Here is a 13,519-nt window from a genome sequence, read left to right on the forward strand (position 1 = left end):
ACTTGAGGGCATGGTAGACAAGCAGGCCGAAACCTCGAGCGCTGACACCACGGGTGCCGACACCGCTAGCGTCAACACAACGGGCACACAATCCTATAGTGAGCTGGTCGACGAAGACCGTTATGAGATCTTCAATGATGACCAGCTCTCCCTCAAGGCTGCCCTCCTCTACCTGATTGCTGCGTTTTTGGGCGGTTCAGTTATCGCTCTAGCGTCCTGGTTTGTGTTCCACCGCCTGTCGCTGCCGGCCTTTGGCGGCTCGCAGCTGACCAGAGCGGTGGCGACAGCGATGATTGTCATCACGCTGACACTCACCACCGTCCTGCTGTATTTCTTCGCCACCAAGGGCAAAGACAATCGCCCCCGGTGGCTAACGTGGTTGACGTACCTGATGGCTTACATGTCACCGGCCATTTTGGTGGTCTCTGCCGTCGGCTTACCGCTGGGCTCGACCAAGCTGTGGCTGGACGGCCTTTCTGTCGACCAGGAGTTCCGCACTGAATACCTCACCAGGATGGCCGCGGAGCCTGGCCTGCATGACATGTCGTACATCGACATCCCGTCTTTCTACCCCGCTGGTTGGTTCTTCCTGGGCGGACGCCTGGCCAATATCCTGGGCATCGCCGGCTGGGAGGTCTTCCAGCCCTGGGCGTTGATGACACTCGCCGCTGCTGGCTGTGTTTTGGTTCCAGTGTGGCAACGCCTGAGTGGCTCCCTGCCAGTAGCCACTGGCATTGCGCTGACAACCACGGCCGTCGCCCTGGCCACTGTCGCCGATGAGCCCTACGCCGCAGTCGTTGCTATGGGTCTTCCGGCGATGACCGTGATGGCCTGGCGCGGTCTCACCGGCGCTTGGTCCGCCATGTTTGGCGTGCTCGTCTTCCTGGGTATTTCTGCGACTTTCTACACTCTTTACACTGCCGTAGGCGCGCTTATCGTGGTCGTGTTGGCCGTGGTCGCGTGGACGTCGTCAAGCTCGTGGATGCCTGTAGTGCGCCTGATCATTATGGGCGTGGGATCGATGCTGATTGCGGCGACGGTGTGGGGCCCGTACATGCTGGCGGTTGCGACGGGGGCACCGCGCTCGGGCGCGACAGCGACGCATTACCTGCCGCCGGAGGGCGCGCAGTTGCCTTTGCCGATGCTCGCCGCCAGCGTGATCGGTGTGCTGTGTTTCATCGGTGTCGTGCGCATGCTGGTCAGCGCTACAGAGCCGGATGCCCGCGCGCTCGGCCTGGGCACGCTGGTGCTCTATGGCTGGGTAGTGGCCTCGATGGTGGCGACACTGCTCGGACGCACGCTGCTGGGGTTTCGCCTCACCGCACCGATTACGTTCATGTTGATCGCGGCTGGTGTGGTCGCGCTTGCCGACGCCCGTCTCAACGGAATCGAGAAGTACTGGCCGCAGGCGGCACCAGCTCACATTGCCAAGCGTGTTTCCGCGGTAATGGCGGCAGTCTTGCTGCTGGCGGGCATTGGCTACGCGCAGTCGATTCCGAATAAGTTGCATGGCGCCATCGACTTGGCGCATACCGACACCGACGGTAACGGCGAGCGCGCGGACCGCTTCCCACCGAATGCCGGGGCGTGGTACTCAGCGGTGGACCAAACGCTGAAGGAGGCTGGGCTCGATCCGGCCCAGACAGTGGTGTTGACGGATGAGAAGAATTTCCAGGCACTCTATCCCTGGTACGGATTCCAGGCACTGACCAGCCACTACGCTAACCCTCTGGGTGAGTTTGACCGCCGTAATCAGGCATTGGAGGAATGGTCGGAGATTCGCGACCCCGATGAGCTCGTGCAGGCAATGGACGAAACGCCGTGGCGCGGACCAGATGCCATTGTGCTGCGAGGCGAGGTTGAGACGCCTGATGGCGAGGATGCCGCTCCGCTGACGTTGGACATCGCGGATGATATCTATCCGAACAATCCGAATGTGGTCTTCCGGAGCTTGAATTTTGCCCGCTCTGCATTTGAGAAGCACTGGGAGCTAAACCAGGTCGGCCCGTTTGTAGTGGCGGTTCGCAAGTAGGTGTTGGCAAGTAGGTATTGGGCGACTGTCCCCTGCCACAAACGTGATTCCTGTTACTAATGTGGAAACTGTGATGTAACTTTCGCGTTGCAAACTCAAAGAAAAAGGCCAATTACCGTAGTATCTTTCCTTGTGACTGCCGAAACTAAAGAAATCAAAGAAAGTGTCGACGGCTCACCCGAAGTGACCATCGACCGCGTGGAGAGACCGCCTATGGACGGCCCCTCTCCTACGACGCTGACTCGTTGGACAGCGATTATCGCTGGAATCGTCGGTTTCATTTGCTTTGTCATCACACCGTTCCTCCCGGTCGTGAATACTCAGTCCTCCGTGTCTTGGCCTCAGCGCGACACACTGAACTCAGTGGATGCGCCACTCATGGCGCAGGCACCGTTGGACCTGAGCGTCGATTTGCCTCTGTCGCTGACGGATGAACTTTCCGACAAGCGGACAATCCTGTTGTCGACTATCCCGCCGACCGCGGATAAGCCGACCAAACGGGGCTTGATGGTGCGTTCGGGCAAGGACGGCCTCGACGTCATTCTGCGCGACAGCGTGGTGATGAGCCTGGATAAGAAGGAGCTTGCCAACAACAAGGGCAAGATCCTGGAGATCCGCTCAAACGAGCATGAGACCACCGTCAACATCGACGGCGCCAAGAACTCAGATGGTGAGAAGCTCACCGCCACCGCACAGGGCGATTACCGCCCGCAGGTCACCGGTATCTACACTGACCTGCCCGCTGACGGCGACGTGGCCAAGGCCGTAGCCGATGGGCTCAATGTCCACATGAACATCGACTCCCGCTACACCTCACACCCGACTGTGGTGAAGTACATCGTCATGTACTTGGGGCTGCTTCTGACGCTGGCTTCCCTGGTCGCGTTAGCTCGCATTGACCGTATCGACGGTTCCCCCTTCACTCCGCTGTTCAAGCGCGGTGCGTTGAAGCCGACTCCGCTGGACATCCTGGTTGGCACGATTTTGGTTGTTTGGCACTTCATCGGTGGCAACACCTCCGATGACGGTTACATCTTCACCATGGCGCGCGTCTCCGACGAGTCGGGCTACATGGCGAACTACTACCGTTGGTTCGGCGCTCCTGAGTCACCGTTCGGCAGCCCCTACTACGACCTGCTGTCGCTGATGGTGAAGGTGTCGACCTCGTCTCTGTGGATGCGACTGCCGGCGCTGCTGTCCGCACTGCTGGTGTGGTTCATTATTTCCCGAATGGTTATCCCGCGCCTCGGCGAGAAGATTGCCCAGCGCCGGGTGGCCTACTGGTCTGCTGCTGGTGTGCTGTTGGCCTTCTGGCTGCCGTACAACAACGGACTGCGACCGGAGCCGGTCATTGCTCTGGGATCCCTGCTGACCTGGGTATTTATCGAGCGCGCAATTCTAACTCGACGCCTGCTGCCAGCTGCAGTCGCAGTGGTTATCGCCACGCTGGCACTGGGCTCGGGCCCGACGGGCCTAATGGCAGTTGCTGCCCTGCTCGCAGGCATCCCGATGCTGGTGCGCATTGTCGTTGAGCGCCATAAGGCTCTCGGTGGTGGTTGGCAGGCCCCACTGATGCAGATTGCACCGTTCCTGGCTGCGGGCACCGCCATCTTGGTCGGTGTCTTCGGCGACCAGACTTTGGCCACGGTCCGCGAGTCCATTCGCGTCCGCAGCATCATCGGCCCGTCGGAGCCTTGGTACAACGAGTACGTCCGCTACTACTGGCTGGTGCTGCAGTCCGTCGACGGCGCCTTCCCGCGTCGTTTCCCGGTTTTGATTGCACTGGCGTGCTTGAGCATCACGATTGCCGCTCTGCTTCGTCACCGCACCGTTCCGGGGGCTCTGGCCGGTCCGTCGGCACGCCTGGTGTTCATGTTCATCGGCACCATGTTCTTCCTGACCTTCACGCCGACAAAGTGGACGCACCACTTCGGCGTATACGCGGGCATCGCGGCTTCCCTGGCAGCACTTGCCGCCATGGCCATTAGCCATTGGGTAGCAGGTAACCCGCGCAACCAGCTGTTCTTTGCCGGTGGTATCACCTTCATCCTCGCTTTCTCGCTGATGGGTATTAACGGCTGGTGGTATGTGTCGTCCTACGGTGTGCCGTGGTTCGACAAGACCATTCAGTTGCGCGGCCACCAGCTGGGTTCAGCGGTATTGGCTCTGGCCTTGCTACTGCTGCTGGCTGGTGCCGTAATGAACTTCGTCCAGGAGTTCCGTACCAAGCCGAAGTCGCAGGAAAAGTCGGCACGCGTGCGCCGCATCAATGCAGTTGCATCGTCCCCGATTGCGGTGACGACACTGTTGGTGACAATGTTCATGGTGGCTTCGCTGGGCAAGGGCGCAGTATCGCAGTACCCGGCCTACTCGGTCGCCGCGGGTAATATCCGCTCCTTGGCTGGTCAGACATGTAATCTGGCGAGCGATGTGCTGATGGAAACCGATCCGAACGATGGCTTCCTGAATACCGTCGATGGCAAGCCGCTAGCGGAATCGCTGCGCGGTGGCGACAAGAGCCGTGGCTTCGACCCGAACGGCGTCCCGTCAAACATGAAGGCCGAAGCTGTGGACACCAGCCAGAGCCAGGCAAGTACTGCCGACACTGATGATCAATCTTCTGATCCGGAAGCCACAGTTGAGGGCGGTTCCGCGTCGGGCACCGACGGCGGTAAGCGCGCCGACAAGGGTGTCAACGGCTCGCAGGTCGAGCTGCCATTTGGCTTGAATCCGGATAAGGTGCCGGTGCTTGGCTCCTACTCCGAGGACATTCAGCGTCCGGCAAGCCTGGAAACTTCCTGGTTCCAGCTGCCTGAGATTGACGAGGACCACCCGCTACTCGTCGTATCGGCGGCCGGCCGTATCTTCCACCACGACATCAACGGTGTTGCTCAGCCGGGTCGCAAGCTGGTGGCACAGTACGGTCGCAAGGGCGGCGACGAGGACGGCTTCGAGGTCCTCTCCGAGTCGGAGCCGATTGATATCGGCCCTGCTCCGACCTGGCGTAACCTGCGCTTCCTGACCGAGGAGATCCCAGAGGGAGCCACCGCTGTGCGACTGGTCGCGGAGGACAATGATGTCTCCGAGGATCAGTGGCTGGCGCTGACCCCGCCTCGCCTGGCCGAACTGCAGTCGATGACTGATGTCATCTCACCGGAAACTGCGACTATCCCGGACTGGCCGGTTGCCTTCCAGTTCCCGTGCCAGCGTCCGTTCGACCACTACGCCGGTGTCGCGGAACTTCCGGAGTACCGCATCACTCCGGACCGTGGTCTGAAGGTCGTCGGCTCAGATGTCTGGCAGTCGGTCGATGGCGGTGGTCCGCTCGGATTCTCCGACGCTGTGAATGAGGCTACGTCCGTACCGACTTACCTCAAGAACGACTGGCGCCGCGACTGGGGTTCCGTCGAGAAGCTCTCGCCGCGTCCGAATAAGGACAAGGTCAAGCCGGATGTCGCCGAAATTGAGTATGAAGATATCACTCGCTCGGGTCTATACTCGCCCGGGAAGATGATTGTGAAGGATCCCTAGGCGAAAGAGCCTCGGCGCTTCCTTCACCTAAGGAGCCCGAGTGACTGCACAAACCCGTTCCATCGTTGTCGCCGCAATGGTTGTGACTGACCCGGTGGGGCGGGTTTTGTGCGTTCGTAAGCGGGGTACGGATACGTTCATGCTGCCCGGCGGCAAGTTCGAGCCGGGTGAGTCCGTCGATAACCCGGAGGTCACTGCCGCGCGCGAGGTCTCCGAGGAGCTCGGCGTGGATATCGAGCGATCGCAACTGCGTCCGTGGAATATCGCCCGCGCAGCCGCCGCCAACGAGGCGGGCTTCGAGGTCGTCGGCCACCATGTGCGCTATGTCGGCGAGTTCACCGATGAGCTGGCGAACGTTCAGCCCCACGCCGAGATTGAAGAGGTCCGCTGGCTCGACCCCTGGCTGCCGACCGGGAAAATCGCCCCTATGCTGGCCGAGACCACTCTGCCGAAGCTCCGTGAAGAGCTGCCGCAGCTTGCCGCTGGCCGTGAACAGCCACAGCGCGCACTGTCGTCACTAACTGTTTTCTGCGGCTCCGGCTTCGGCAACGATCCCGCCTGGCGCGTCACCGCCGAACGCCTCGGCCAGACACTCGCGAAAAATCGGGTGGAGCTCGTCTACGGTGGCGCGGCGATTGGTCTTATGGGCACGGTTGCTAACGCAGCGCTTGACGACGGCGGCAGTGTCACCGGTGTCATCCCCGAGGTCCTGGTCAAGAAGGAAATTGCCCATCCGCGGCTGACTCACCTGGAAACTGTTGCGACTATGGCCGATCGAAAGTCGCGTATGTATGAGCTCGGCGATGCTTTTGTTGCGCTCCCCGGCGGTGCGGGCACACTGGAAGAGTTCTTCGAGGTGTGGACCCAGCAGCACCTGGGGATTCATGCCAAGCCAGTGGCGTTGCTGGGGCCTTCGGGATTTTGGGAGCCCCTGTTGGTGCTCCTGCGCAATGTTGTGGATGCGGGCTTTGTGCGGCCGGAGCTTCTCGATGCGCTTATCGTCGTCGACGACGTCGACAAGCTCCTACCTGCGTTGATTGCGTGGCGTGCGGGGCGGACGAAGTTTTAGCCCGGCCCCAGACCCCACAACACACTGCTAGTGAGCAGCAGCCAGCTGCTGCAGCTCAGCTTCGGTGCCGTTGAAGACGTCCTCGTCCACGATGGTCGGGATGCCATCGATGCGGCCGGTGGAGGAACGCTGCCAGAAGGTCATGCTCTGCCAACCGCCCGGCAGCGAGGTCGGAGCGCTGTCTTCGTAGGCGGCGAGCCACAGCGGGTAGTCGGTGAAGTCGGTGGAGTTACCCATCGGGTTCTGCCAAAACCAGCGGTAGGTGTAAATCATCGGGGTTTCGCCGGTCTTTTCCTCGACACGCTCGAGGAAGTCCTTGGTCCACTTCTGCAGCTGGGTCGGGTTGAGACCATTGTCCAGCTCGATGTCCAGCACCGGTGGCAGGGTCTTGTCCGTGGAGATCTGCTCATCGCGCTGCTGCAGGGCTTCTACGTACTGGTCAGCCTGCGAGATTGCGGAGCGATCCGGGTGCGCCTTGTGATAGCTGCCCACGTACAGACCGGCCTTCGCTGCAGCGATGGAGTCCTCGAGGAAGTACTTCTGGTGGCCCTCGACTCCATCAGTGGCCTTGATGAAGGCGAACTTCTGGCCGTTGGCTGCAACCTTGTCCCACTTGAGTGCAACGCCACCTGGACGCTGCCACTTGGAGACATCCACACCGGTCGGCCCCATGTAGAAGCCGGTGCGCGCCGAGTTCGACGATGCATTCTCGGTGGATTGAGCCGCAGCACTCGACTCAGAGTTAGTGGACGAACCGTTGGCGCGAGAATCCTGCGGCTCCTGAACATCCGGCACAAACGGTGCGCCAGTGATGCTCGGTGATTCGGTCAAAAAGTCGAGCGAGCCCTTCGAGCCAGCGGACTGATTGGCGTATGCGAATGCCTCCTGAGGCTGTGCTCCTGCTGGCGAAATTACGCCCAAGGTCAGCGGGGCAACGGCCACGATGCCTGCCAATGCGGCGCGGCTCGGGCGTCGCTTCAGCACCGCGGTCGCGGAAAGTGGAAGAAAATTCATGGTTTGCACCTTACCCCCTAAATCACTTTAGCCCCATTCGTAAGGCTAAACTTATCCCGCCCCTCCAGTCACAGCTTCAATCCGCCCTTGCCCCTAGACTGGCGGCATGACAAATAGCACTAATACTGAGGCCCAGTCCGCAACGTCCCAATTCTCAACCACACCTCGCCTGCAGGATGACCTCTACTTGGCCACCAACGGTGAGTGGATTAGCAATCACGTCATCCCGGCTGACCGCCCGATCGATGGCGCCTTTTACAAACTGAGGGATGAGGCGGAGGAAAACGTCCGCGAGCTCATCACCACTGCCGCCGACGCAGACCCGAATTCCCGCGTCGCTCGCTTGTACAACTCTTTTATGGACGAAGGCGCTATTAATGACGCCGGCGCTGCTCCGCTCGCGCAGGATTTAGAAATGATTGCCTCCGCCGAGACCGCGCATGAACTGGCATTGGCGCTCGGTCGCCTCGACCGCCTTGGTGTCGGCGGCGCGCTCGGGTACTGGGTGGAGAAGGATTCCGGCTCGGATCTGGATGCTCTCTACCTGCTGCAGTCGGGCCTCGGTCTCCCGGATGAGGCTTACTACCGCGAGTCTGGTCACGCCGACACTCTCGCTGCCTATGAGCAGCATGTTGCCGCTATGTTGAAGCTCCTCTCCTCGCATGACGACGGCACGGGGGATCTCTCCACCGCGCTTGCTGCATTCGAGTTGGTGGACCCAGCCGCTGCGGCGGCGCGCATCGTGGCTTTTGAAAAGCGCATTGCCGCTGGTCACTGGAATGTGGTCGATACCCGCGACGCACTGAAGACCTATAACAAGACCGCTATTGCCGACCTCCCCACCGGCTTCCCGGTCGCGGAATGGCTCGCGGCTACCGGCGTGAATGAGACGAACCAGACTGCCATCGACACCATCGTGGTGATGATGCCGTCGTACTTCGAGCACTTGAGCAAGCTGTGGCAGGACACTGACCTGGCAGATCTGCGCCTGTGGGCGCTGTGGCGCGTTCTCCACCAGCGTGCTGCCTACCTGTCGGATGACTTCTCTGCGGAGAGCTTTAACTTCTATGGTCGCACCTTGCAGGGTTCGACTGAGCAGCGTGCACGCTGGAAGCGTGGTGTTGCCTTTGCCGACGGTGCGGTTGGACATGACGTCGGCAAGCTGTATGTGGAAAAGCACTTCCCGCCGGAGTACAAGGAGCAGGTCCTGGAACTGGTGGACTACCTGCTGGCGGCATACCGAGAGCGTATTTCGAAGCTGCCGTGGATGACGAAGGCGACGCAGGAACGGGCGCTGGAGAAGCTGTCGTTGTTTAAGGCCAAAATTGGCTACCCAGAGCGCTGGCGTGATTACTCGGCGATGGAACTCGGGGATTCGCTAATGGAAAATGCTCGTGCTGCCAGCGCTTTTGCGCACGATTATGAGGTGGCGAAGCTGGGCACTCCGGCCGATCGCGATGAGTGGCATGGCACTCCGCAGACGGTCAACGCCTTCTACAATCCGGTGGTCAATGACATCACGTTCCCAGCTGCGATTTTGCAGTCGCCGTTCTTCTCTCCGGACGCATCGCCAGCGGAGAACTTTGGTGGTATCGGCGCGGTTATTGGGCACGAGATTGGGCATGGTTTTGATGACCAGGGCTCGCAGTATGACGGCCACGGCAATCTTCACCAGTGGTGGACCGATGAGGATCGCGCAGCTTTTGAGAAGCTGACCGCCGCGCTGGTGGACCAGTACGAGGGTTTGGTGCCGCAGGCCCTGCGCGAACAGGCCGAGGAAGGCGCTGACCTGCCCGGCGTCAATGGCCGCTTCACCCTGGGCGAGAACATCGGTGACTTGGGCGGGCTCGGCATTGCCGTCGTCGCTTTCCGACGTTTCCTCGCTGCCCGCGGTGAGGAACTCGGGCTGGAGGACACCCCAGAGACCTACCGTGACCTGTTCAAGCAGTGGGCGCTGGTTTGGCGTTCTAAGATTCGCCCGGAGTTCGCGCGTCAGCTGCTTGCGATTGACCCGCACTCACCAGCGGAGTTCCGCTGCAACGTCATTGCCAGCAACATCGATGAGTTCCATGAGGCCTTCAGCACTTCAGCGGGCGACGGCATGTGGCGTGAGTCGAGCGAGCGCGTGAATATCTGGTAGCGCTGCGGAAGCCCAACCTGCGCTGCGTTCCCCTCCGAGACCTTCGGGGCCCTCCGATGCCTTCCGACACCCTCCGGGGAAAGCCAACGCCTCACCGTTTACTACAAATGCAAAAGCTGACTTTTTGTTTTTGCAAACGTGGAATTAAAATCACAGGTGAGGCGCACGCTTTCCCGATGATCAAGTCGGGCAGGGCCACAATCAAGCGAGGTTCCTGTTACAAGTGCGCTTGCTAAGTGCTCTTGTTGGAGGAGGCCGCTGTGGACAGTCGCGACATCCAAGCACTCACCGCCGTCAAACTCTATTACGGCGAGGGGCTCACACAGTCTCAGGTTGCAACCGAACTCGGGGTTTCCCGCCCAACGGTCTCTAAACTGCTCAATCTCGGTCGTGAGCGCGGATACGTACGCATTGAAATCCACGATCCGCGCGAGGAAGCCTCAGAAACCGCCACACAGATGCGGGAACGCTACCAGCTCAACGATGTCCGCTTGGCGCAACCGGCACGCGCTGGCAACGCAGTCCTGCTCCGCGAGCTGGGGCGTGTGGGCGCCGAGCTTCTCGACGAGCTGGTGGTCGACGGTACCCTTCTCGGTGTTTCGTGGGGTAAGACCATGTACTCCGTATCCACGCAGCTGAAGTCCAAGGATGTCTCGGGCGTGGAAATTGTGCAGCTCAAGGGTGGCATGAGTCATTCCGATAAGTCCACGAACGACATCCGCACGATCGGCGCTTTCTGCCACGCTTTCCACGCCTATGCCCGCACACTGCCGCTGCCGGTGATTTTCGATTCCGTCGAGACCAAGCGAATCGTGGAACAAGATCGGTTCATCGCCAGCGTGTTGGCGCTCGGCCGGACGGTGGACATTGCGGTTTTCACTGTCGGTGCCGTCGACCAGGATTCGCTGGCCTTGAATTTGGGACAGTTGTCGGCAACCGAAAAGGACTTGCTTGTCGAACGCGCCGTGGGCGATGCCTGCTCGCGGTTCTATCGCGCTGACGGTGGCATCGCGCTGCCAGAGGTCGATGCCCGCACGGTAGGCATCAGTCTTTCTGACCTGCGCCGGATTCCAACGCGCGTACTCGTCGCCGGTGGCGCACACAAGGCCGAGGCCATCGATGTGGCACTCCGAACGAATTTGGCCACTCATCTGGTCATCGATGATGCCACTGCAGAACGGCTGCTTGCGCTCGACTCACCGGCTGCACCGGCTTCACCGGGCTCCCTCGCTAGCCCCACTCCTCCCCCTGCCACGGAATAACCGTCCCGGGACGCATCAGTACAAAGAACTGACACCCGGGCCCGAGAAGAGTCTTTGTCCTCTTCGACCGATAGACTTAAGCGAGCCTGCATGTCAGCGCATATGCCGCAGCCGCTGTTCGGTCGGAGAGGACGATTCTTTAGGTGTCACCAGCACAGCAGATCAAGCACACACTCCAGGCCTACGAGTCGGCGGATGCATCATTCGCCCAATCCACGAAGAAGCTGCCACCCGTGGGGTGGAAAGGGGCGTGCTATGCCCTCAAGCGTGCGGGTATTGAGTTTTTCCTGGAGCTCGGCCTCGATGCGGCAGCGAAGTTGACCTACTACACGGTGCTGACCTTCGCGCCTGCGCTGCTGGCGATTTACTCGATTGCCACGCTGATGTTGGCCGGTTACACCGATGACCTAAACCGTCTGACTGACGACTTCATTGAAGGCTATGTCCCGTCTGAGTATGCCGATACGATTCGCAATGTCATCTCGACAATTACTGGTTCCGCCACTGGCGGTCTTGTAGCGCTGATCATTGGTATTGCCTTTGCGCTTATTTCATCGTCGGCTTATACGCGCGCTTTTTCGCGCACGGCTAACTCCATCTATGGTGTTTCCGAAGGTCGCACGCTGATTCGCTACCACCTGCTTATGGTCGCAATTACGCTGTTGCTGCTATTCGGCACGGTGGTGTTGCTCATTTCAATCATCGTCAACGACCAACTGATTATCACCATCGTGGAACCAATCGCGCGACCGTTGGGTATTGAGTCGACTACGCGCCAAATTATTGATTTCTCCGTCTCCGTCTGGAGTTGGGTGCGCTGGCCGGTCATTATCTTGATGTCGATGATTCTGATTGGCTCGTTGTACTACTTCACGCCAAACGTGCGGATGCGTAGATTCCGCTGGTTGAGCGCCGGTTCGGCGTTGGCGATTATCAGCTCGCTGATTATTGGCAAGGCGCTCCAGCTGTACCTGTTCAATTTTGCAGCCTCGAACCCCTATGGCGCCATGGGTGCGGTTATCGCGCTGATGACCGCACTCTGGAGCATTAATGTGGTCGTGGTCTTCGGCTTCAAACTGGATGCCGAGGTTGAGCGGATGCGTCAACTGCGCGCAGGTTTGCCAGCTGAGCGCTACATCCTGCTGCCACCTCGGGCTATCGCTGCTGCTGAGGGCGAGCAGAAGATCCACCAGAACCTAGAGCAGCAGGCGGTCGAATTCCGAACTGAGGAAGAGCTATAGCGCAATTACACCCACGATTGCTGCGTTGAGCAGGTTGGTGCACAGCCCCGCGATCAGCGCCAGTGGACCGTTCTTGGCAATCTCACCGCGGCGCTCCGGCGACAGCGCGCCGAAGGAACCAATCTGAATTGCAATCGACGACAGGTTGGCGAACCCAGCCAGGGCGAAGGTTGCCAGCATGATGGACTTCGGATCCAGCGAGTCGACGTGCTCAGAGAACGAGGTGTAGCCGACGAACTCGTTCAGGATCGTCTTCTCACCAATGAAGCTACCGACTAGCCCTGCGTTCTCCCACGGCACACCAATCAGCCATGCAATTGGCGCAAAGATCAGGCCGAACAGTCCTTCCAGAGACCAGTTATCCTGACCGAACCAGCCGCCAATGCCGCCGATCATCGCCGACAGCATCGCAATCACAGCGATGAACGCAATCAACAGACATGCCACAACCACAGCGATACGTCCGCCGGCCAGCGCACCCGATCCAAGTGCATCAATGACGTTCTTCGACTCGGTATCGCGGACATCCTTCACCGACGCATCCAGATCGGATTCCTCTGTCTCCGGCCAGAAAGTCTTCGCAATCAGCAGCGAGCCCGGCGCGTTCATTACCGATGCCGCCAGCAGGTATTCCAACGGCGCACCGAGCAGGGAGTAACCGATCAAGGTCGATCCGGCCACCGACGCAAAACCGCCCGACATACATGCGAACAGCTCCGACTTGGTCAGTTTCGGAATATACGGCTTGACGACGAGCGGAGCCTCCGACTGTCCGAGGAAAATCACCGTGGAAGCGAATACGGACTCCACCTTCGACGTTCCCATGATGAACTTCAGCGCGGAACCGACATATTCAACGAAGTACTGCACTACCCGCAGGTAGTAGAGGGCACCGAGGACGGCGCCCAGGAAGATAATCACTGGCAACACGTTGAGCACGAAGACGAAGTTCTTACCCGTGTCGTCGAAAAGATTACCGAACACAAAAGAGGTGCCCTCATTTGTAAAGTCGATCATCTTCTCAATGGCACCGGCCACACTCTTCAGCGCCTGGAAGCCAGGTTCCCACTTCAGCACTACCAGCGCGAATACCGCTTGCAGCAGCAGGCCAACACCGAGTGTGCGCCAGTTGATGGCCTTCTTATTCTTTGAGATAGCGATGGCAAATCCGATGATGAGGATGATGCCCAGTAACCCTTGCAGTCTATCCATGGCTTAGGTCTTCTTTCT

8 protein-coding genes are annotated in these 13,519 nt (G+C 59.8%); 6 read left to right on the plus strand and 2 right to left on the minus strand.

Annotation, left to right across the window (positions count from 1 at the left end; all coding sequences use genetic code 11):
- Positions 1–10 precede the first annotated feature (10 nt).
- From ADA16_RS09905 to ADA16_RS09915, 3 genes are all read left to right on the plus strand, one after another.
- On the plus strand, positions 11–2,032 hold the full coding sequence (locus ADA16_RS09905; protein ID WP_048761557.1) for a galactan 5-O-arabinofuranosyltransferase: 2,022 nt from the start codon (positions 11–13) through the stop codon (positions 2,030–2,032).
- Between the two features lie 132 nt (positions 2,033–2,164).
- Positions 2,165–5,563 carry an arabinosyltransferase domain-containing protein gene (locus ADA16_RS09910; protein ID WP_048761560.1) on the plus strand — a complete coding sequence of 1,133 codons (3,399 nt, stop codon included), beginning with the start codon at positions 2,165–2,167 and terminating at the stop codon, positions 5,561–5,563.
- A gap of 40 nt (positions 5,564–5,603) precedes the next feature.
- Complete coding sequence (locus ADA16_RS09915) at positions 5,604–6,632, plus strand: TIGR00730 family Rossman fold protein (RefSeq protein ID WP_048761563.1); 1,029 nt, start codon at positions 5,604–5,606, stop codon at positions 6,630–6,632.
- Positions 6,633–6,659: 27 nt separating this feature from the next.
- Here ADA16_RS09915 and ADA16_RS09920 read toward each other — a convergent pair whose 3' ends face one another.
- Positions 6,660–7,646: a glycoside hydrolase family 25 protein gene (locus tag ADA16_RS09920; protein ID WP_048761566.1), complete on the minus strand. Its 987-nt coding sequence runs from the start codon at positions 7,644–7,646 to the stop codon at positions 6,660–6,662.
- A 106-nt stretch (positions 7,647–7,752) separates the two neighbouring features.
- On the opposite strand from ADA16_RS09920, the gene ADA16_RS09925 reads away from it, so the two are divergent.
- From ADA16_RS09925 to ADA16_RS09935, 3 genes are all read left to right on the plus strand, one after another.
- Positions 7,753–9,786, plus strand: coding sequence for a M13 family metallopeptidase (locus ADA16_RS09925; RefSeq protein WP_048761567.1), 2,034 nt, complete (start codon positions 7,753–7,755; stop codon positions 9,784–9,786).
- Positions 9,787–10,046: 260 nt separating this feature from the next.
- Positions 10,047–11,048: a sugar-binding transcriptional regulator gene (locus ADA16_RS09930; protein WP_048761570.1), complete on the plus strand. Its 1,002-nt coding sequence runs from the start codon at positions 10,047–10,049 to the stop codon at positions 11,046–11,048.
- Positions 11,049–11,191: 143 nt separating this feature from the next.
- The gene (locus tag ADA16_RS09935; RefSeq protein ID WP_048761573.1) at positions 11,192–12,289 is read left to right on the plus strand and encodes a YihY/virulence factor BrkB family protein; all 1,098 of its coding nucleotides are present in this window, start codon (positions 11,192–11,194) and stop codon (positions 12,287–12,289) included.
- On the opposite strand, the gene ADA16_RS09940 is transcribed toward ADA16_RS09935, so the two are convergent.
- Complete coding sequence (locus ADA16_RS09940) at positions 12,284–13,501, minus strand: NupC/NupG family nucleoside CNT transporter (protein ID WP_048761577.1); 1,218 nt, start codon at positions 13,499–13,501, stop codon at positions 12,284–12,286. The two genes, ADA16_RS09935 and ADA16_RS09940, sit on opposite strands and share 6 nt — an antisense overlap.
- Positions 13,502–13,519: the final 18 nt, after the last annotated feature.

The organism is Corynebacterium vitaeruminis (assembly GCF_001054325.1).
Taxonomy (GTDB): domain Bacteria; phylum Actinomycetota; class Actinomycetes; order Mycobacteriales; family Mycobacteriaceae; genus Corynebacterium; species Corynebacterium vitaeruminis_A.

What these genes read in the sequence shown, in the direction of transcription:
- ADA16_RS09905 (WP_048761557.1), top strand. Translation starts at nt 11, where the DNA reads ATGGTAGACAAGCAGGCCGAAACCTCGAGCGCTGACACCACGGGTGCC.
- ADA16_RS09920 (WP_048761566.1), bottom strand. Translation starts at nt 7,646, where the DNA reads ATGAATTTTCTTCCACTTTCCGCGACCGCGGTGCTGAAGCGACGCCCG.
- ADA16_RS09925 (WP_048761567.1), top strand. Translation starts at nt 7,753, where the DNA reads ATGACAAATAGCACTAATACTGAGGCCCAGTCCGCAACGTCCCAATTC.
- ADA16_RS09940 (WP_048761577.1), bottom strand. Translation starts at nt 13,501, where the DNA reads ATGGATAGACTGCAAGGGTTACTGGGCATCATCCTCATCATCGGATTT.